The sequence below is a fragment of the Carboxydocella sporoproducens DSM 16521 genome (assembly GCF_900167165.1).
Lineage (GTDB): Bacteria > Bacillota.
In genome coordinates this window covers 1-21,031 of the sequence record NZ_FUXM01000041.1, presented here as the reverse complement: position 1 = coordinate 21,031, position 21,031 = coordinate 1, and the positions used below count along the sequence as shown (strand labels likewise).

The 21,031-nt window shown below is 37.8% G+C and carries 24 protein-coding genes; 3 read left to right on the top strand and 21 right to left on the bottom strand.

Translation table 11 applies throughout. The features are described from left to right. Nucleotides 1-405: 405 nt before the first annotated feature. Entirely contained in the window at nt 406-1,152 is a 747-nt protein-coding gene (locus B5D20_RS11640; RefSeq protein WP_107753442.1) for an ATP-binding protein, read from the bottom strand. Nucleotides 1,153-1,211: 59 nt separating this feature from the next. Beyond that, the gene (locus tag B5D20_RS11635) at nt 1,212-2,174 is read right to left on the bottom strand and encodes a D-alanine--D-alanine ligase (protein ID WP_078666403.1); all 963 of its coding nucleotides are present in this window, start codon (nt 2,172-2,174) and stop codon (nt 1,212-1,214) included. 127 nt (nt 2,175-2,301) lie between these two features. Between B5D20_RS11635 and B5D20_RS11630 the strand changes: the two genes are divergently transcribed. Next, a complete protein-coding gene (locus tag B5D20_RS11630; protein ID WP_159071876.1) occupies nt 2,302-3,855 on the top strand; it encodes a putative polysaccharide biosynthesis protein in 1,554 nt (517 codons plus the stop codon). A 262-nt stretch (nt 3,856-4,117) separates the two neighbouring features. After that, nucleotides 4,118-4,339 (top strand): alpha/beta-type small acid-soluble spore protein, encoded by a 222-nt coding sequence (locus B5D20_RS11620; RefSeq protein WP_078666400.1) that lies wholly within the window; start codon nt 4,118-4,120, stop codon nt 4,337-4,339. Here B5D20_RS11620 and B5D20_RS11615 read toward each other — a convergent pair. The 14 genes from B5D20_RS11615 to B5D20_RS14225 all read right to left on the bottom strand — a co-directional run bounded on the left by B5D20_RS11615 (nt 4,336) and on the right by B5D20_RS14225 (nt 17,346). Further along, complete coding sequence (locus tag B5D20_RS11615) at nt 4,336-5,871, bottom strand: ATP-binding protein (protein ID WP_078666399.1); 1,536 nt, start codon at nt 5,869-5,871, stop codon at nt 4,336-4,338. The two genes, B5D20_RS11620 and B5D20_RS11615, sit on opposite strands and share 4 nt — an antisense overlap. Before the next feature lie 115 nt (nt 5,872-5,986). Beyond that, on the bottom strand, nt 5,987-6,502 hold the full coding sequence (pgsA, locus tag B5D20_RS11610) for a CDP-diacylglycerol--glycerol-3-phosphate 3-phosphatidyltransferase (protein ID WP_078666398.1): 516 nt from the start codon (nt 6,500-6,502) through the stop codon (nt 5,987-5,989). Continuing rightward, a complete protein-coding gene (rimO, locus tag B5D20_RS11605) occupies nt 6,489-7,826 on the bottom strand; it encodes a 30S ribosomal protein S12 methylthiotransferase RimO (RefSeq protein WP_078666397.1) in 1,338 nt (445 codons plus the stop codon). Before rimO ends, pgsA begins: the two co-directional genes overlap by 14 nt. Nucleotides 7,827-7,863: 37 nt before the next feature. Further along, nucleotides 7,864-8,295: a Fur family transcriptional regulator gene (locus tag B5D20_RS11600; protein ID WP_078666396.1), complete on the bottom strand. Its 432-nt coding sequence runs from the start codon at nt 8,293-8,295 to the stop codon at nt 7,864-7,866. Nucleotides 8,296-8,332: 37 nt separating this feature from the next. Next, nucleotides 8,333-10,174 carry a YgiQ family radical SAM protein gene (locus B5D20_RS11595; RefSeq protein ID WP_078666395.1) on the bottom strand — a complete coding sequence of 614 codons (1,842 nt, stop codon included), beginning with the start codon at nt 10,172-10,174 and terminating at the stop codon, nt 8,333-8,335. A gap of 71 nt (nt 10,175-10,245) precedes the next feature. Beyond that, entirely contained in the window at nt 10,246-10,734 is a 489-nt protein-coding gene (locus tag B5D20_RS11590; protein ID WP_078666394.1) for a HyaD/HybD family hydrogenase maturation endopeptidase, read from the bottom strand. Continuing rightward, a complete protein-coding gene (cybH, locus tag B5D20_RS11585) occupies nt 10,688-11,314 on the bottom strand; it encodes a Ni/Fe-hydrogenase, b-type cytochrome subunit (RefSeq protein ID WP_078666393.1) in 627 nt (208 codons plus the stop codon). The genes B5D20_RS11590 and cybH overlap by 47 nt, the downstream gene beginning before the upstream one ends. Before the next feature lie 12 nt (nt 11,315-11,326). Further along, a complete protein-coding gene (locus B5D20_RS11580) occupies nt 11,327-12,883 on the bottom strand; it encodes a nickel-dependent hydrogenase large subunit (protein WP_078666392.1) in 1,557 nt (518 codons plus the stop codon). A gap of 14 nt (nt 12,884-12,897) precedes the next feature. Further along, nucleotides 12,898-13,953 carry a hydrogenase small subunit gene (locus B5D20_RS11575; RefSeq protein WP_078666391.1) on the bottom strand — a complete coding sequence of 352 codons (1,056 nt, stop codon included), beginning with the start codon at nt 13,951-13,953 and terminating at the stop codon, nt 12,898-12,900. 23 nt (nt 13,954-13,976) lie between these two features. Next, nucleotides 13,977-14,408 carry a hypothetical protein gene (locus B5D20_RS11570; protein WP_078666390.1) on the bottom strand — a complete coding sequence of 144 codons (432 nt, stop codon included), beginning with the start codon at nt 14,406-14,408 and terminating at the stop codon, nt 13,977-13,979. A gap of 140 nt (nt 14,409-14,548) precedes the next feature. After that, nucleotides 14,549-15,322 (bottom strand): helix-turn-helix domain-containing protein, encoded by a 774-nt coding sequence (locus B5D20_RS11565; protein ID WP_078666389.1) that lies wholly within the window; start codon nt 15,320-15,322, stop codon nt 14,549-14,551. Between the two features lie 14 nt (nt 15,323-15,336). Further along, nucleotides 15,337-16,092, bottom strand: coding sequence for a DUF3388 domain-containing protein (locus B5D20_RS11560; protein WP_078666388.1), 756 nt, complete (start codon nt 16,090-16,092; stop codon nt 15,337-15,339). After that, on the bottom strand, nt 16,085-17,140 hold the full coding sequence (mnmH, locus tag B5D20_RS11555) for a tRNA 2-selenouridine(34) synthase MnmH (protein WP_078666387.1): 1,056 nt from the start codon (nt 17,138-17,140) through the stop codon (nt 16,085-16,087). The genes B5D20_RS11560 and mnmH overlap by 8 nt, the downstream gene beginning before the upstream one ends. A gap of 80 nt (nt 17,141-17,220) precedes the next feature. Continuing rightward, on the bottom strand, nt 17,221-17,346 hold the full coding sequence (locus tag B5D20_RS14225; RefSeq protein WP_278308207.1) for a hypothetical protein: 126 nt from the start codon (nt 17,344-17,346) through the stop codon (nt 17,221-17,223). Nucleotides 17,347-17,407: 61 nt separating this feature from the next. Here B5D20_RS14225 and B5D20_RS11550 point away from each other — a divergent pair, with 61 nt between their 5' ends. Next, nucleotides 17,408-18,253, top strand: coding sequence for an SIR2 family NAD-dependent protein deacylase (locus B5D20_RS11550; protein ID WP_159071877.1), 846 nt, complete (start codon nt 17,408-17,410; stop codon nt 18,251-18,253). On the opposite strand, the gene B5D20_RS11545 is transcribed toward B5D20_RS11550, so the two are convergent. From B5D20_RS11545 to B5D20_RS11525, 5 genes are all read right to left on the bottom strand, one after another. Next, a complete protein-coding gene (locus B5D20_RS11545; protein ID WP_159071878.1) occupies nt 18,245-18,718 on the bottom strand; it encodes an NUDIX hydrolase in 474 nt (157 codons plus the stop codon). The genes B5D20_RS11550 and B5D20_RS11545 overlap by 9 nt on opposite strands. A gap of 11 nt (nt 18,719-18,729) precedes the next feature. After that, nucleotides 18,730-18,918 (bottom strand): hypothetical protein, encoded by a 189-nt coding sequence (locus B5D20_RS11540; protein WP_078666384.1) that lies wholly within the window; start codon nt 18,916-18,918, stop codon nt 18,730-18,732. Next, on the bottom strand, nt 18,911-19,600 hold the full coding sequence (locus B5D20_RS11535) for a zinc metallopeptidase (protein ID WP_078666383.1): 690 nt from the start codon (nt 19,598-19,600) through the stop codon (nt 18,911-18,913). The genes B5D20_RS11540 and B5D20_RS11535 overlap by 8 nt, the downstream gene beginning before the upstream one ends. Nucleotides 19,601-19,838: 238 nt before the next feature. After that, nucleotides 19,839-20,681 (bottom strand): polysaccharide deacetylase family protein, encoded by an 843-nt coding sequence (locus B5D20_RS11530; protein WP_078666382.1) that lies wholly within the window; start codon nt 20,679-20,681, stop codon nt 19,839-19,841. A gap of 94 nt (nt 20,682-20,775) precedes the next feature. After that, nucleotides 20,776-21,031: hypothetical protein (locus B5D20_RS11525; protein WP_207651230.1), on the bottom strand; the 256-nt coding region annotated here is incomplete at its 5' end.

Genomic DNA, 21,031 nt, shown 5'->3' with positions numbered 1-21,031 from the left:
AAAAAACTATGTAAACAGAAAAAGCGAACGTCCAAAGGACGACGAAGACTAAATTACGAAGCAATATATGAGTTAACAGTAAGGCAAGTAATGGACGGAGAAACAAATTTTCTGAATGAAGTGAGTTATGACCCAATTATATTGTAAAGCAAAATGGCTGACAAAATGTGGAATAGGACTACCCTCTATTACCACTAGCCCTTTTGGCCAAAGAACTGGAGTCCTTAATTACATATAATTACATAAATGTCATATATACCATAATGCGTAATGACCAAAACATAGTTGACTACCATTCATAAAATTAATGCAACGCTACTGTGACAAATATCATTATTATTGCTTGTTTAAGCCTTCTTCCCGCTTCCACAGGATAACACCTTACCTCGCTAGTAAAACTGGCCCTTAAAGGGCCAGTTTACTGAAGATATTCTTTACTGCCAATACTGAAGGAGAATCTGCTGGCAATTCAACCAGTGGCTTACCTGCCAGATCATAACGGGCCACTACTTCATCATAAGGAATGGTTCCTACAACCTCTAGTCCGGTAGCCTCAATTTCCGGCTTTAATTCCTCGATTCCAGTTGGTAAAACTTTTGTAATAACCAGATAGATATTTTTTACATTAATACCTACTGTTTTAACAATATCAAATACACGGCCCGCTGAACGGATGCCCCTAGCTGATGCATCACTGACAACAAAAAGATAATCAATATCTGTAACCACTCTTCTGGCTAAATGTTCCATACCTGCTTCATTATCAATTACCACATAGTCATAATTCTGTCTCAGGTTTTCAAGATATTTACGCATTAAGTCATTGGGATAACAGTAGCACCCACTCCCCTGAGGTACCCCCATAACCACCAAATCCACATAATCGGTTTCATTCAATACCTGGCTAAGGCGATACTCTACATAGACATCTTTCGGCATTCCCTCGGGAATAGCTTTACCACCTTTTACTTCATCCAGAATATCTGCGATTGATGCATGCACTTCAATACCGAGTGCTTCATTTAAATTGGAATTAGGGTCGGCATCAACAGCCAGGATTGCACCTTTATTCGCTTCTACCAGTTGTTTAATGAGTAGGGCTGTAAAAGTAGTTTTCCCGACTCCGCCTTTTCCTGCTACAGCAATTTTCATAATTTCTCCCACTCCCTTTGTTTATATATCTCTATTTTATCTTATAGTTGGGATACAAGTCAAAGAGTAAATTTTTTATTAAATCTTTCACCTGCATATTCAATAATTTTACAGCATAAATCCTTATAAGACCACCCTATTGCTCGAGCGGAATCTGGAAATAGACTAGTTTCAGTCATACCCGGAATTGTGTTCACTTCCAGAATATAGGGCTGAAAATTATCATCTATAATGAAATCAACCCGAGAAAGTCCGCTACAACCAATAGCTAAATGAGCCTGACAGGCTAAGTCCTGCACTTTTTCAATCACTGATTTAGGTAATTCTGGCGGAATGACATGTTCACTAAGCCCGGCAGTATATTTGGCCTGGTAATCATAAACAACCCCGGTTTTAGAAATAATTTGGATCAATGGCAAAGAAGTCACCTCATTATTACCCAGCACAGGCGCTGTTACTTCCTTACCCTTAATAAATTTTTCAATTAATATCTCCCTTTCAGGGAACTTAAAAGCTTCCTCTAACGCATTTTCAAGCTCATCTTCCTGCCAGACGAAATATATGCCAATGGTGGAGCCTTGGTTAGGAGCCTTAACTACAAGCGGTAAACTAATTTCATTTTTTATTTTCCCTAAAACTTCCTGTCTATTTTTTTCCCAATGGTAACGGGACACTGAAACAAAAGGAGCTGTAGGTAACCCGGCCTGCATTAATACCTTTTTACTCATTATTTTATCCATAGCAATAGCGCTAGCCAGAACTCCTGATCCGGTATAGGGTATGCCCAGTATTTCCAGCAGCCCCTGGATTGTTCCATCTTCCCCATAAGCGCCATGTAACATAATAAAAGCTAGGTCATACCTTTTTTCAAGAAGTTTTTTGGCAACTTGCTTGTCAACGTCTATCTTATCAACTTCATAACCGGCTTCTAGCAATGCCTTATAAACTGCTTCCCCGCTTTTCAATGATATTTCCCTTTCAGACGACAACCCACCCATTAATAAAGCAATACGAATGGTCATAGACTCTGCCTCCCTTTTCAAGTTCTACATACATTATATTTTTCTGTATAGTCGGTCACAACATCATATTCAGCAGGACAAAAAAATAAAATTACTTAGAAAAAATTACCCTATAAGGAGGGGTATCTTGCGCAAACAGAGTTTACTTGGAGGGACACTAGTCTTATTTTCTTCAAATCTTGTTAATCGAATCCTGGGGTTTATCTACCAGATAATGATTGTAAGTTTAATTGGCTCACAGGGTATTGGGTTGTTTAATATGGTTTACCCAATATATATACTTGTTCTGGTTATTTCTAGTTTTGGATTGCCACTGGCGATAGCAAAATTTGTGGCCGAAAATAATCAAAAAGATCCCGCTTATTCAGTTTATATATTAAGAAAATCAATATTGATTCTGCTTATTTTTTCAACCATAATCACCGGTGCTTTGTATTTATCTCTTGATAGAATTGCACCGCTTTTCTTAACCAACCAAAACGCTTTACCAATTTTAAAAAGCCTTTTATTATCTGTCCCAGTAATTAGTGTGTGTTCTGGTTTTAGAGGTTTTTTTCAAGGTCTTCTCATGATGAATGCACCAGCGATTAGCCAGTTTGTGGAGCAAGTAGTTAGAGTTACTTGCGGTCTTGTTTTTGCATATATTTTGGTCTCCAAAAGCATAGTTTGGGGAGCTATCGGTTCCTCCATTGGAGTTATTGCCGGAGAAACCATCGGTTTTCTTGTTCTACTTTACTTTTTCTTAAAATGGTGGAAGAAAAACAAACGTTTAGCTTTATCATTAAGGAAAAACACCGTGACTACAAAAGAACTTATTCTTTTTTCCTGGCCAGTAGCTTTAAGTAAAATTGTTGCTACTGTACTATTGTCCTTTGAGGCTACTTTAATTCCGCGCCAGCTGGTTAAAGCCGGCATTAATTTAAATGAAGCAACTTCACTTTTCGGTCAATTAAGCGGTATGGCAATTCCAATTCTGGTAATTCCCAGTGTTTTAACATCCGCCTTAGCAACAACATTAGTCCCGGCAATATCTGAAGCAAATTCAGCCGGAAATATACCCTTACTAAGAGACAGGATAAAAACCTCGTTATTTTTTACACTCTTATTCGGACTACCTGCTGTAGTAATTTTTTACTTGTTTTCTGCCCAGATTTGTTATTTACTGTTTAAACAAATAAATGCCGGTGAGGCGCTACGCATTCTTGCGTTTGGAGGAATTTTTTATTACCTACAACAAACTACAACAGGTATTTTACAAGGGTTAGGACAAACTAAACGACCATTAGAAAATATGCTTTGGGGCAGCTTAGTTGAAATAATATTATTAATAACCCTGGTGCCTATTGCTGTTGATCCTTTTAAAACGGCTTGTTGGGCTATTAATGTTAGTTTTTTTATAACTGCAATCCTTAATATAGTATTTATTACAAAAGATTTAGGTTTCTGGAGTGTTATAGAAACCAAGACTATCTATTTGATTCCGGTAATTTTATTTATGGGATTTGTTGCCATGAAAATTTATCTGCTGATTTTTGTAATAATAAATTCACCTACTTTAAGTTTAATAACTTCAGTAGGCTCAGCAATAATTACATATGCTACTTTATTAATTATTTTTAAGATTTTACCCTATGAATGGTTAAATCGACTTAATAATTATTTCTTTTTCCTTAAAAAATAAAATAATAAAACAATCGAAATTATCAAGAGAATTATTTTATTTAAAATAAGAAATCGCATCTGATCAATGAATGTAACCAACAAGGCCAATATCAAAGGTAACAAAATATTTCTTCTTTTTAATAACAAAAAAAATAGAAAAAAAAGAATAAAATTAAACACTAAATTTACAAAGAACATCCAAACTCACCATCACAATACTATTATATTTTTATTTTATGGTACAGAAAATAAGATCAGAAACTAAAAAAGGAGTGATTCTAATGCCTAAATTTGTAGAACAGTTATTGCCTAAATCCACACTAGATCAGTTCAAGTATGAAATTGCGAAAGAAATAGGTATCTTACCTAAAATTGAAAATGGTTACTGGGGTGATGTTACCGCTGAAGAATGTGGTAAAGTTGGTGGTGAAATTGGAGGAAAGATGGTAAAAGCAATGATTAAAAGAGCCGAGACCATGCTTATAAATAAATATAATATTTAATTTCTGGGCAGTTTTATTTTAAAGGTAGTACCTATTCCTCTTTCGCTGTCTACCCAAATTTCTCCTTGATGTTCTTTTATAATTTGAGCTGATATACTCAGTCCTAATCCTGTTCCAGTTTCTTTAGTCGTATAAAATGGTTTAAAAATATTTTTTATTGTTTCTCTATCTATTCCACAACCATTGTCTTTAACGGACATTAGAAGATAGTTCCCATCTTCCTGTAAAATAATTGTTATCTTGCCATTGCAATTGATTGCTTCAATGGAATTCCTTATTAAGTTAATAAACACCTGCTTAATTTTCTCGGGTTGTCCATACAATAATGAATTCTTTAACTCACTCCTTTTTTCAATTTTAATATTTTTGTCATGGACTAAACTAGACATAATAAATATTATATCATCAATAAGCTGATTAATATCAAAAAATTTTCGTGTATTTTTTTTTGTTGAAAAAGATAAAAATTCATGAATTAACTTGTTCATACGATCCAGTTCGTCCAGGATAATTCGCAAGTGTTCTTTTTCATGAAAGTCTTGTTCCCGGTTCTGTAGTAATTGAATGAAACCTCGTACAGAGGTTAATGGGTTTTTGATTTCATGGGCCAAGCTGGCAGACATCTGCTCCATTAATGCATATCTTTCCGATTTCAACCAATCCTGAGTTACTTTGTATTTATAGTTTTTTTCGCTCACTTCAAGATTTTGTTCAGCTACTTCTAATAATCCTTGTCCCTCGTTATGATCTTTAGGATAAACAGCATAACCAGCTAGAACATACAGGTTATCATGTTGTGAATACCCACTAAATTTCCATTTTCTTGTATTTACATTTTCCTGCAACTTTTTTTCAAATCTTTCTTTTATCTCGTGGGCTTGTTCCAAATCAGAATTGGTTAATAAAACTGCAAAAACATCATCTTTCAAACGCGCAACAGTATCAAAATTTCTGATGGTTTGTCTTAAAATTTCAGCAATCCTAGTTAGATTCCATTCCAGACAACCATTTCTAACACCCGATTCCAGTTTGTTTAAATTAACTATTTTATATACTGCAACAGTAAATTTTTTATTCTCTCTTTTAGCACGCGATATTTCCTCATCCAATTTCATTAAAAAATATTTCCCATTTATTAAATGCGTTAATGGATCAATAATAGCTAATCGTTTTAAACGCTCCTGTAGTTTAATCTGATTCTGTAATACCTGATTATAATTTAAGGCAGCAATACTATTAATTAAAACAACAAGGATATGTATTAATAAAATTAAACAAAGAGAGAATATATCTAAAGACTTATAATAATTAATGATTTCTATTATTATACCCGCTGTTGATAATATTATCAAATAAATAGCCAGGGTACTTTTATTTTCACACAAAAGAAAATAAACAGGTAATGCGAACATTTCCCAAATTAATATATGTAATATTGGATTAATTGTAATATAATGGCTGATAAATAATATTATAACCGGCAATAAATATACGGCAGTTTTTATTAACTTAATAATTTGATTATAGAACAAGCTAATATCACCTCCCCAAAAAACTTGTATTTTATTTTCTACAAACTCTAATTCAATCCTTTGATGAAAAAGATAAAAAAAAGACTATTTTTGTCGAAAACGACAAAAATAGTCTTTACTTATTTTTAAGCCACGGCCTTAGTTTTAAATAATAGTCAACTCCAGACCAAATTGTCATTATCACTGCCAAACCCATAAAAACCGAAGCAAAAGGGAAATTAATCAAATAGGCACTAATCGCAACTATTTGCATGATAGTTTTTAACTTACCTAATATGCTTGCGCTTACAACAACACCTTCTGCAGCAACAATAGACCGTAACCCTGTAATGGCAAACTCACGTCCTATAATAATTATTGCAACCCAGGCTGGAATTTCCCGTAGCTCAACAAGTGAAACTAGAGCCGCTGAAATCAGTAATTTATCAGCTAAAGGATCCAGAAATTTACCTAGTCGTGTAATCTGTTTTCGAGAACGGGCAATATAACCATCAAGTCCATCAGTTGATGCTGCCAGAAGAAAAACTGCAAAGGCAATCCACTTTCCGTAAGGCAATTTGCTTACGAGTATTATCATAAATATTGGTACTAAAAAGATCCGGATCAATGTTAATTTATTAGCTAGATTCATGCACAATCTCCCCTAACAAATCATACTCGTAAGCTTCAGTAATCCTTATATTAACAAAATTACCTGAGGCTAAACTCTGATTTGATGAGAAAAAGATTTTGCCATCCACTTCGGGAGCCTCATACTGGCTCCGACCAAAATATAATCCTTCAGAAGTTGTCCCTTCAACTAAAACTAAAAAGGTTTTCCCTACTCGTTGCTGGTTTTTGGCATAGGATATTTCTTGTTGTACCTGCATAGCTCTTTCCCAACGTTGTTTTTTAAGGTTTTCAGGCACTTGGTTCTCCATATTGTAAGCAACGGTTCCGTCTTCCCGGGAATAAGTAAAAATTCCAACCCGGTCAAATTGCATTTCTTGCATGAACTCCAATAACTCATTAAAGTCATCTTCGGTTTCGCCAGGCAAACCTACTATAAAACTGGTACGCAAAACTATATCTGGTATCTCAGTCCGCAGCTTATAAACTAAATCTTTTATGAACTGTTTATTACCTTTTCGGTTCATAGTGGTTAAAATTTTATCACTACAATGTTGTAAAGGAATATCAAGGTAATGACAGACTTTCGGCAAATTCTTAATGGTTTTGATTAATTCATCGGAAAAAAATATAGGATAGCTGTATAATACTCTAATCCAATTTATATTGTTATTATTATTGATTTCTTGTAATAAATCAACTAACTCTGGCTTACCATACAGGTCAAGACCATAACTGGTAGTATCTTGCGCTATTAATAGGATTTCCTTTACTCCCCGTTCTCCTAATAAATTAATTTCATTTAAAATATCTTCTTTCTTACGACTGCGAAACGCTCCTCTGATTACCGGGATTGTACAATAATGGCAGCGGTTATTACAACCCTCTGCTACTTTTACATACGCATAAAAATTAGGGGTTGTTAAGATACGTGGTTTAGACGAGTCATAAAGGTAATCATCTTTTTTATTAACTTCGGCGATTTTTTTACCAGCCAGTATCTGTTCAACTACATCACCGATTTTATCGATTTCATTAGTACCCAGAAAACCATCTACTTCAGGAAGTTCTTTTTCTAATTCATCATGATATTTCTTACTCAAACACCCAGTAACCACAAGAGCCTGACATTTACCCTTTTCTTTATATTGTGCCATTTCAAGAATAGTTTCTATAGATTCCTCTTTTGCAGACTGAATAAAGCCACAGGTGTTTATAATCAACACATCAGCTTCCTCGGCATTATCGGTTATAGTATATCCTTTATTAAACAAATGTCCCAACATTACTTCTGAATCAACCCGGTTTTTTGCGCATCCCAATGATACAAGTCCTACTCTAACCATTTTTCTACTCCTTCCGTGAGCAAAAAAAGAAATGTCATTACTGACATTTCTTGCAGTAACCATAAAACTTAAGCTGATGATCTGTTATTTTGAACTGAGTTGCCTCAGCTATTGCTTTCTCCAGGGAATCCAGTAAATCATCAGCAAACTCCAATACTTCTCCACAGGATAAACAAATTAAATGATGATGATGATGTTCATCTTGTTCACTAAATTCATATCTACTTCTCCCATCACCAAAATTCATTTTTTGTAAAACACCTAAATCCGCCAGTAAATCTAGTGTACGATATACAGTTGCCATTCCAATTTCAGGATGTTTGGATTTGACCAAACTGTAGATATCCTCGGCCGATAAATGTCTTTCACCATGCTCAAGAAAGGTTTCCATGATAATCCTACGCTGGGGTGTTAATTTATAATCTTTCTCTGCTAAAAGCTGGCAAATCTCTTCAATAGTTTTAGACACAATCCCACCACCATCATGTCTATCTTAATAAATTATATTAACTTCGCTGTTGAATGTCAATCTTCGGAGGCTTAGCGGGAATCAAACAGCCTGGGCCGTTGCCAATCAATTCACTATGCCCTGTCTTAATCAAAGCCTCTTTTACCAGATGATAATTTTGTGGTAACCAGTACTGAATTAAAGCTCTTTGTAAAGCTTTATCATGCATACTTTTCGGAACATACACCTTTTTGCCTGTTAGAGGGTTAATGCCGGTATAATACATAGTCGTAGATAAACTGCCAGGGGTAGGAATAAAATCCTGCACCTGTTCTACCTTCATTTTATTTTTCTTTAAATATACCGCTAATTTTACCGCATCTTCCAGTGTACTACCTGGATGGGAAGACATTAAGTAGGGTACCAGATACTGTTTAAGCCCTAACCTTCTATTAGTTAGCTCATAAAGCTGTTTAAACTCTTCGAATTGTTCTATTGCTGGTTTCCCCATACAGTAAAGGACAACCTTTGAAATGTGCTCAGGTGCTACTTTCAACTGCCCACTAATGTGATGTTTACATAATTCCTCAACTATTTTCTCCCTTTCTCTATCTGCCAGTAAATAATCATATCTAATACCAGATCGAACAAAGACTTTTTTTATCCCTTTTAGGTTACGTACACTTCGTAATATTTCCAGAAATTTATCATGTCTGGGTTTTAAATGTTCACAGGGTTCAGGAAATAAACACTGTCTGTTTTTACACGCTCCGGCCACTGCCTGTTTAGAACAGGCAGGTCCTAAAAAATTAGCAGTTGGTCCACCAATATCATGAATATAGCCTTTAAACTCTGGCTGGTTAACTAATTTTTTTGCTTCCTCTACAATTGATTCTTTGCTTCTACTTTGAACGATTCGCCCTTGATGCATTGTTAAAGCGCAAAAGTTGCAACCGCCATAGCAACCACGATTAGCAGTTATGGAAAATATCACCTCGGAAAGAGCCGGCACTCCTCCATCCTTGTCATAGATTGGATGCCATTTTCTTTGAAAAGGCAATTCATAAATCTGATCAAATTCAGTTTCCTTAAGGGGAAAAGCTGGCGGATTTTGAACTAGAAATCCCTTGTCTCGATAAGGTTGAATTAAAATTTTACCCCAAAAAGGATCCTGTTCAAGATATTGTTTTCGAAATGCTTCAGCATATACCAGCTTATCCCGACAAATACTCTCATAATCAGGCAAAAATATCACATTCTTTGGATCTAAAGTACCAATTTCTTCTTTTGAAGCAACATAACATAAACCACGAATATTTTTATAATTACCCTTACTACCTTTCTTTAATTCTAATGCTAGCTCTACAATACTTTTTTCCGCCATCCCGTATAACAACAGATCAGCTCCTGAAAGGATTAAAAAAGAAGGTAAAATTTTGTCCTGCCAGAAGTCATAGTGGGCAAAACGCCGCAGACTTGCTTCAATGCCGCCAAGAATCACCTTTTTATCCGGAAAAATTTCTTTAATAACCTGGGTATAAACTAGAGTCGGATAATCAGGTCTTAATCCCATTTTCCCGCCAGGGGAATAGGCATCTCTTTTTCTTCTTTTTTTGGCCGCTGTATAATGATTTACCATGGAGTCCAAATTACCGGCTGTTACCAGGAAGCCAAAACGAGGTGCTCCTAACTTTTTAAAATCATCCTTTTTCTTCCAGTTGGGTTGGTCGATAATCCCTACTTTAAAGCCATTTTCAATTAATACTCTGCTAATAATAGCAGAGCCAAAACTGGGATGGTCAACATAGGCATCACCTGTGATCAGAATAAAGTCAAGATAATGCCAGCCTAAATTACTCATTTCCTCTTTTGACATCGGTACAAACTCTGGTTGTTGCATCTTTTTCACAAACTCCTCTACAACTGACGATAGTTTTTATCATTAGCTATTATATCACAAACAAGGGACCCTTAATGGGGTCCCTTGCCGAGAATTTTATTGATTTCTTCAACAACCAGTTCAACCAGGCGTGGTAAATTATCAGCTATTGGAGGGGTTAGCTCCATACCCCAGGAAATAGTTCCTGGCTGCATCCCAAAAATAGTTGTATCCGGGCAATCTCCTAATAGCTGCGCAACCCTTAATACATCATACAAACCCAATTGATGAAAGGATAGCTGGTATTCCAGGGGGTATACATCTACCTGGTCTGGCTTGAATTTAAAAATTGCCCCTGGTTCCGTTCTGGCATTAACAGCATCGATAACTATTAAATAATCCTTCTCTTTCAACAGAGGTAAAAGGGCTAACCCAGCAGTCCCACCGGCAATTACCTCTACTTCTTCTGGCAAATTCATTTTTTCCAGCATTCTGGCAGCATGAATCCCTAAACCTTCATCTTGTAGGATTTCATTACCGATGCCCAGAACTAATACCTGCGACTTTTTCTTGTCCCGCATGTTCTTTACCTTCTTCTATACCAAATAGCATCAATTTTACCTGTTCAGGTGTTTCTGTTGAGGCCATATATACATGGATAATGGTGAAAGCGATGATAATCCACATCACCAGGTAATGGGTCATCCGTAAAGCATGTAATCCTCCTAGAGTAGTAACCACAGAGGAAAAGAGTTCTGGCCGATAAAGGGCAAAACCAGTTACTGCCTGGAACAGGATTATTACCACAATCCCCAGGTAGGAGAGTTTTTGCAGAGCATTATACTTCCCGCTTTTTTGGGGATGGGGCCCAATGAAAGCATAATACTTTACTACTTCCCATAAAGCCTTAATATCCTTAATGCCAAAGGAAAACTGGCCAGCATCAGCATATCTGCCTAAAAAAGCATAAATTATTCTGCCCAAGAGGTTGAAAAACAGCACATACATGAAAATGAAATGTAACAACCTGGCCTCAAACATATAACCAGGAGCAAAAGGTCGGTGAATATAAAAACCAGTCAATATTAGCACAGCCATTGAAACAAGATTGATCCAATGATAAACCCTGGTAGTGCGCGGGTGGTCGGCCGAATGAGCCATTCTCTACACCCCCTATAATACTCGATACTTGAGAATTTCATTAGTTTCAGGTTCAATTAAGTGAATAGCACATGAGAGACACGGGTCAAAGGAACGTACTACCCGTACTACATTAATGGGGTTCTTCGGATCAGGCACTGGAACACCAATTAATGCCTCTTCAACCGGTCCCCGTTTCTTTTTATCATCCCGGGGTGAGAAGTTCCAGGTTGAAGGCACTACCAGCTGATAGTTTTCAATTTTTTGATCTTTAATATTGACCCAGTGACCAAGCGCACCGCGCGGAGCTTCATTTAAACCAGCACCTTTTCCTTCTTTGGGTGGCTGCCATTTTGTATTGTCATGAATCTTTATATCGCCTTTGCCAATAAGTTCGTACATTTTGTCTACCCATACCAGCAGCTGTTTTGCCAACAGGACAGCCTCCACAGCACGGGCAGCATGGCGAGCCACAGCCCCCGGCTTAATATTGTATTTCTTAATTACATCCATCAGTACCTGAGGCTTATTAATCAACATTCTGGCAAGAGGTCCTACTTCCATTGCATAGGCCTCATACCGCGGCGCCTTAACAAAAGAGTAAGCGTTTTCCTTGTCCGGGTTTACTTTAGTTTCGCCTTCACTTGGATGTTTAGCTTCACCATTGTACCAGGAATAGGTAATTTCTTCGGTTATTTTATCCGGAGTAAATTCTAATACCTGGTCAATATTTCCATTAACAATTACACCGGGCTTAAAGAACAAATTCTTTTTCTCGACATCATCATGGAAACCACCATAAGCCATGAAGTTACCATAACCGCCTCCAATACCAGCCTGTGCCAGCGGCAGTAGAGGCCCTGTACCAAAGATCAGCACATCCTTCAGATAGACATTTTCCAGGAAATCAATTTGTTCCAGTAACAAGCTACGATAATTGTTCAGTGTTTCTACTGATGGGAAATTGGTAAATCCACCTACTACCATGGCAGAGTTGTGAGGAATCTTTCCGCCCAGTAAAGCTGCCATACGCTTGGCCTTAGCCTGCATATCCAGAGCAAATAGATAGTGATAAACAGCAGTTGTTACCAGCTCAGGATCCTTTACAGAAAACTCATCAGGCTGATATCTGGGTACCAGCGGATGAGCATCACCAGCCTGCACCAGGGCAACAATTTTGTCTTTCACAGCGTTAAGCTTGGGATCATTTCCTTTATACTGGGCAACAGCAGTAACATCAATGTAATCCAAAGCACTTAAGTGATAGAAATGCAGCGGATGGTCGTGCAACCAGATTGCCCCCATCATCAGGTTACGCATCAAAACTCCTGCTTCGGGAACAGTGGCGCCAAAGGCCTCATCTAATGCCAATGCAGAAGCCCAACCATGAGAACCAGTACAGACACCGCAAACCCTGTCTGTTACATATACTGCATCCCGTGGGTCTTTACCCTGCAACAGCACTTCAAAGCCACGGAACATTGTACCAGCAGACCAGGCATCTTTAACAACACCATTTTCAACTTCTACTGTTATACTCAAATGACCTTCTATTCTAGTAACGGGATCAATCACAATTTTTTCAGCCATGGATTATTACCCCCTTATTCTTCTTTCTTGGTAAGTTTGCTTCCTGCAAAATGGACAGCTGCAGCAACAGCAGCAGCACCACCGATTACTTTTCCGATGGTATCAACATTAGTTGCTCCAATACCAGGCAGTTCCTTCTGAATAATTTCCTGTTTGTCATATAAGGGAGTAAATTTATGATAAAACTCTGGTTGTGAACAACCAGCGCAGGGAGAACCTGCATTAATACAGAAGTTGGCACCATCATTCCACCAGACCTGAGCACAGTTGGTATAGGTTTTTGGTCCCTTGCACCCCATCAGTAACAAACAATAATCCTTTTGTTTCGGATCATTCCAGTCGGTAACAAACTCGCCATTTTCAAAATGACCACGGCGCGGACAATTGTCATGTAAGAGGTTACTGTAGAATAGTTTTGGGCGTCTGTAGGCATCCAGTTCCGGAGCAGACTTGTAAGTAAGGTAATAAATAATCGTTGCCAGCAGTACTGATGGTTTCACTGGGCAATGTGGCAAGTTGATCACCTTTTGCTTGGTTTGTTCATCAACCACATCTGCCACACCTTTTGCTCCCGTTGGTCCAGCAGCTGGAATACCACCGTAGGCAGAACAAGCTCCAGCAGCCAGAACAACACTAGCATTTTGCGCTGCTTTAATCAGTGTTTCACGCCATGGTTTTCCAGCAACATAACAAAACTTATCATTTTCAGTTGGTACAGAGCCTTCAACAACTAATACATAGCCACCCTCTTTAATGGTTTCTTCCAGAACTTCTTCGGCAATGGTCCCGGAAGAACCCATTACCGTTTCGTGGTAGCGCAAAGAAATCATATCCAGTACAACTTCAGCTGCACTGGGTTTAATGGTAGCCAAAAAAGATTCACTGCATCCAGCACAATCCTGCCCTTCCAGCCAGATTACTGCTGGTTTTTTGGCAGCGCTCTCAACTGCAGCTGCCACCTGTGGTGCAGCCCCCTCCCCCAGGCCGATGGCCGCCGCAGTGGTAGCGCATAGTTTTACAAAGTCTCTTCGAGAGATCCCTCGGGAAATCAATCTTTCCATCAAATCCATATACTTGCACCTCCTGGTTGATTTTATTGAGCTAGTAATGACTGGGCCTCAGAACTTAGCAACACCTTGCTGTCAATAACCTCAACTGGGATATTACCGATCTCCTGCCAGGCCGTATTTTCCCAGGACCAGCTTTTCTGGCATAAAGGACAAAAAAATTCCTGGTACTCCCGCCGCAGCATTAGTGGAAACCGGTCATGTGGACAAATTGAGTAAGTCAGAGCAAAACTATGGTTCCAAGCCCATAAAAAATAAGTATTATTTCGATAAAAGATTTTTTTAGGTGTTGATGATACATCTTCTAGACCGCAGAGAACTACCCCCTCGTTAACCTCTAGCCCTAACGTAGAAGCTTTTTTTATCAACTCGTCACCAACTTCCACAGCTTTTTCCATTGATTTTTTGATGAACCAGTTGAAGAATTCTGCTCTGGTTAACTTTTTCTCTGCCGTCATAGAAACATCACCCCAGTCATTTGCCCATAATTTCGACAATAATAAGAAAATTCCTTCTAAACCTTAATAATCCCCATAAGTACTTATGTAAAAAAAATAGACACAACTATGAGTTGTGCCTAATTTTCTTTCAGTTTTTTTTACTGTGGATATAATGTTTTTTTAATAACTTCACCTTTCTTGCCCATTGTACCAAGATCCTGGCCGTTAACTTTTAATTTAACTGCTGCAGCATTACCCACCCATAATTTAATCATTTTATCACTTTCAAATGATAATTTCTGCCCTTTACCTGCTATTCCCTGCCAGACAATCCCTTTTTCCGTTTCAATCTGCAACCAGGATGTCTCTTGAACAATCTCTACTGTTATCGCAATTTTTTTCTTTTCAACGGTCGGTGGAGGCTGCGTTGTTTCTGACGGTTTTTCTTGCGGTTGCTGGGGTTGTTGTACTGGTAATTGCTGTTTAGGGCTTTCTGACTTTTTTTCAGCTATTTGAGGATGTTTTTGACTAATATTTATGTTTTGCGGTTTGTTAAAAATATAAAAGACTAAAATTACCGCCAGGACTCCTACAGCTACTACAAATAACTTGCTAAAAATTTTTTTCTCTTTTTTCCTCTCCGCTTTGATATTGGCTCTGTGAACTTTTATTACCTCTTCTTCCCCTATTTTAACATTCTGAAAACGCTGGGTTTTGTAACGCAAAAGAATCTCATCGGGGTCTAAACCAAGATAAGTTGCATAATTACGTAAAAATCCTTTAACATAAGCCTCACCAGGAATCTTGTCCCATTCTTCTTTTTCAAGAGCCTCTAAATAACGCCAGCGCATATTAGTTTCTTCTTCTACTTTTTGTAAGGTTAAATTCATACGCTCCCGAGCTTGTCTGAGTTCTTCACCAATTCCGCCCAACACTTATCCCTCCGTTAACTTAAATCAAAGGCATTAATACTAAGTGCGATATCTTCATAATTTATTTCTTCCGTAGGAGTTGCTCTTAATTCTACTAAATAAGCAAAATCTGACCATGTTAAAAGTCCATGATTGACTAAAAAATCAGGATGTTCAACTACACAAGTGTAATTTCTCACTAATTCTAAAACTAATTCTTTATGCTTATAGCCACCTCTTGTATAGGTGATAATACCATCAATTAAGTAAATATGCTCATTATCAATATTTCCCAGCGATTCCCGGATAGTTTGCCGTAACAGTGAAGACGATACCAGCGTCCAGCGTTTATTGGCATAAACACAAGCAGCAATAGCCGATTCTGTTTTCCCGACTCTGGGTTTTCCCCGTAAACCAATTAATATTGGTGATTGTTTTTCGATTATCTCGCCAAGAAAATCTATCATTACTCCAATATCATTACGAGTAAATTGATAAGTGGCCGGTTCAGATTTTACAGGCTGGATTTTTTGACCATGCTTCACAGCAAGATAATCCAAAAACAGTGGCTTTCTCCAGGCCAGCACTTGAATTGAAGGAATGCGTGCAGCCGCTTGAAAAAAAGCTTCCAGAGCCTGGTCCTCTCCTTCCAGGAGAAAACATCTCCAGTTACCACTGACACCACTAACTTGTAATATATTTATTTTATATAAACCTATTAAAGTAGCAATATCTCCTAACAGTCCTGGGCGATTATCTAAATTCAAATACTCAAAATACTTTTTAGACATGAGCTATTCTCCTAAAGTATTTCTCTAATTCCTCTACACACTCATTGATATTGTCACTGGATATACATACATCAAATTCAGGATCAGGATGATTGGGGAATCCATAGACCTGATCATAATATTCTTCAATTAATATTCTTGCGAATTCATCTAAGTTACCTTCAAATAACATTTCCAAAAGAGTTTTTACTTTTTCATTGCCAAGGCGTTGTCTTAATCTATTTACAGCTGCAGATAATTCCATTCTCTGTTCAGGGTCATTCCAGTAATTTTTTAAGTATGTTTCTACAATTCTTTTGGTTCTGGTTTCTATGCTAGCGTAAATTAACACTTTGTGTCCAGTCTGCATAGTGGTGAAAAATTTTTCCGGTAATAATAAACGGCCAATCCGTTTGCTCTCCCCTTCTACAATAAAGAAGTTATGGGATTGTTCCACTTTCATTAAGTGTTGAAACAATAGGCCTTCAAAGTTTTTCTGGGTTGGTTGTTCTCCTAGACCAATGGCACCAAATACCGAGCCCCGGTTATTGGCTAGTTTTTCCAAATCAATAGCCGGCAGATTTCTTTCTATTAATAATTTATTAATTATTTCAGTTTTGCCTGTGCCCGTATTTCCATAAAGCACAATTGCCCCAGGTAAATCTGCACTGCTAAAATATCTGTGGACTAAGCGACGGAATGCTTTATATCCACCAATCAAACGCAAACAATTTATGTCCATAAAATTCAAGATATAAGCAAAGAACTTTGACCTATGACCTCCACGCCAGCAAAAAATTACAGGAATTTTATCGCCTGCTTTTTCCTTTACCTCTTTTACCAGCGAATAAATTTTGGGTCCAGCGATTTCCAAACCCCGCAATTTAGCTTGTTCAGGGGAAATTTGTTTGTAAATAGTACCAATTTCAGCTCTTTCTTCATCATTAAAAAGTGGTATATTGATAGCACCAGGTATGGTTGCTTCTTGAAACTCTTTCGGTGCCCTTATATCTACAAAAATAGCATTAGTTAGTTTAAGTGCCTCTGCTATTTCTATTTCCTTAACCATTTACAGTTCTCCTTCTATATACTTTTCCAAATTAAGTGTATCATGCAAATACGCTATCTGCAAGTAAAAAGGGAGCAGGATTAAAATTCTCCCCTCCCATCAGCAAAATAGTCATCCGTAACATAATAATTTTCATCAATTTCCCTTCTGACGAAGTTTTGCTTTCTTACGGCACGTATTCTAATCCGTTTAATGTTTTTATGCATCGCGATCCCTCCCGGAATATTGTCTCCTGATTTTTTTCACTCTATAACGGGAGGGATAATTATGAAAACCCATAAAACTGTATATTTGCTGGGCTCAGGATTTTCTAAAGCAGCCGGAGCCCCACTGGGTCGTGAGTTAATGGAGAAGATCTTTGACCAACACGATAAACCTAACATTAATAAAATGAAACACTGGATCTATAAACACATTTTCCCCACGAAAAAAGATTGGATTAGCAATTGTGAAATAGATGAATTAATTAGCCGACTTACTCTCCACTGTTATTATAACAATCAATGCCAACATACTTCGGAAATATTAAATGTAATCATCAAGGAACTGGCCAACTCCGTGAATTGTCAACTGGATAAAGCTGATTTTGCAATCTACCGGAATTTCATTGAGCGTCTCAAACCGCGAGACACAGTGATCACATTAAATTATGATACCATTTTGGAACGAAGCGGAATCAAAGGCAAGACAAGAAATTTGCTAAAGTTACATGGGAGTATCAGCTGGTCGTGGTGTAGCAGATGTAAGTATTATACTTTTCATAGCTCTTGGCAAACAGGAATGATTTGCCCTAAATGCCACTATCCCTTATTGCCTTTGATAGTCCCTCCACAAATTACAATCGCTGAACATTATAGCCCCTTAATTCCCTTTTATAATTATGCCATAAATGCTATTAAAAAATCAGACCGCATTGTTATCATAGGCTATTCCCTTCCTGCAACCGACTATGATATAAAAATGTTGTTGTTGCTTGGGATAAAGCAAAATCCCCGCAAAATTCCCATTTATATTATTAACGGACCTCACTGTGATATAAAAAATTATGAAATCCTCCGCAGGCACCTCATAAAAATAAAAATGACTGCAGAGGATTGGTTAAAATTACAATGAGGACAATAATAATGCTATAATTGTCTTGCCATCGATAATTTCTTTTCGCTTAATCATGTTTAAAGCTTCTTCAGGCGTAAAATAAAGTACATCTATTTCCTCACCTTCATCTAACTCCTGATCTGCTTGATCTTTCAGCTTACATGAAAAAACATACATTTTCTCATCAGTAATTCCGGGACTGGGGAAATAAGAGGTTAATAACATCCAGTCACTACCAGTCCAGCCCGTTTCCTCCTTCAATTCTCGCTGAGCAGCCAGGAGAGGGTCTTCGCCTTTTTCGATTCCACCAGCAGGCAGTTCTAACAAAATTTTATCAATAGCCGGCCTTCTTTGCTGAACAAATGCGATTTTATTATCCGCTCGTTTAGCCAGTATCACTACGGCATCTTTACTGTGCAACCAGGAGAAGATTATCTTCTTCCCTCTTACAACCTCTTCCCTGGACCAAATTTCTTTAGCCACAAACAACACTCCTAAGCACTTTTTTCGATCTTTTTCAGGCTTCCATCCTGCTCAATCCCAAATGCTACAATTTTACCGCTTTTTTCTACTAACTCACAAAAACACGCACGGCAAAACCACAGATTCTGTCGAAGTATACCAATATCTCTGCTCTGGCAGATAGGACAGATAATTAATGTTTCCTTTTTATTTTTATTCATCTCGATTTATCCCTCCAAAAATCAAAATCAAACGCAATAGCTCCAGAACAGCCGTTACAGCTGCAGCCACATAAGTTAGGGCAGCAGCTCGCAAAACAGCACTTACTGCCGGCGATTCACTGCGAGTTATTAGACCAGTACTGCTTAGCAGATTTACAGCTCTTGAACTAGCATTAAACTCTACTGGTAAAGTAATGACCTGGAAAAGCACAGTAAAGGAAAACACAAGTATACCCAACTCAATCAGGTTGGCAGCGTGGAAGAAGAAGCCCAGGAGCAACAGGGGCCAGGACAGAAATGACCCGATATTTACGAGGGGAAAAATCCTGTGTCTGGCAACTAAGGCCCAGTATCCCTCACTATGCTGCACGGCATGCCCTACTTCATGAGCTGCAACAGCCAGACTTGCTATCGAGTTACCGTAATATATGTCAGGTGACAATCTTACAACTTTATGGATTGGATCGTAATGGTCCCCTAGAAAACCTTCCGTGATCTGAACAGGTATATGGGATAAACCCATTTTGTCCAGTAAAATACGAGCCACCACAGCTCCTGTTAAACCTTGCGAGTTTAGTTTGTTCTTATACTGTGAAAAAGTCGTTGTAACTTTCAATTGTGCATACAATGCCAGCAGAATTGCAGGTAATAACAGCCAATCATAGGGTGTCCAAAAAAACATATAACAAATCACTCCTTTTAAATTTATTTATTATGAATAATAACAGAAAAAGACCAACATTATCCAGTAATCACCGGATTAATGCAGGTCTTGCTTGACATACGTCTTACAAGGCCGGGCTCGCGCCGTATTGACGACCTTGTAAAGCTAACGCTTTGCGTTAGCCAGCTACTCCCCTGTTAATATTATGGTTTTTTACCTAATATATTTATAGCAAAGTATCGAATTTTTGTCAATATCAGATTTTGGTTTTTTCTATTGGAATAACTTTATAACCTTTAATAGCTATTTGATTTAACAGTTCGTCCAGCCCTTGATCTACATCCGCCGAGACCCCATGCAAAAGAATGATAGCACCTGGATGTATCTGCGCCATAACCTGTTTGATTACGGCCTGACTACCACCTGGCATTGGTTTCCAATCAGGAATGGCGACACTCCACAATACCGTCGTATAGCCCATTTTTTGTAATTGATCCAGCACTTGTTCACTATATTCTCCCTTTGGAGGTCGTAAATAGCGATAAATGGCTTTCTGTCCTGTGACCCGTTCAATTTCCAGTTGTAAAGGTTCAACTTCTTCTTTTAACTTTTTTCGATTCAGTTGGGGTAAACTTGGGTGGTTAATGGTATGGTTGCCAACAATGTGGCCATTGGCCACCATCTTTTGGGCCAAATCATGATTGTTCTTTAACCAATGCCCTGTAACAAAAAATGTAGCTTTAACTCCATGACGATTTAGAACCTCGATGATGTGGTCGGTATAACCATTCTCATAACCCAAATCAAAGGTTAATACTACTTCTTTTTTTCCCGTGGGAATCCGATATAATACACCATATTTTCTTAAAGTTTCCTCTTGTTCCAGCGTAATCCCTGGCCCTTGCTCATTCTGTGATTTTTTAAAACCCCAGGCTAAAGGTTTGTTAGAAAGATTTACTGCCGGCAGAGACATCTTCTCAGCTGAATTCGATTTAGTTATGGGTTTAGTTTTTGCAATAGGAGTTGCTTTCTGGCTTAGAAACCAAATTATCCCGGTAAAGCCTATAACAAATGCAATTATATACGCTATCTTTTTCATTTATATCACCTCATAACTAATTATTCCCCCTTTTGCAGCTACCATACAGAACAAATTCGCCCTTCGGGCGACTTAAAAGAGTAAGCCGCAAAGCTTACTCTTTTTCCCCTTTATAAACCATGCCTCCAGGACAATAAGGACATTCCAAAATTGGCATTCCTGGTGAGCCCAAGTTATCCAATTTGTCCATAGCTTTCATCTCATCTACGATAAATGCTGGCACTTCCTCTTTATACCCACATTTCTGACAATGATAATTGTAATAGGTTTCCTTCTTCTGTCCTTCGAAGGGAAGCTCCCAGTCCAGCAGTAGATCTTCTATCTCGGCCATTTCGTTTTTTCTTTTCTTT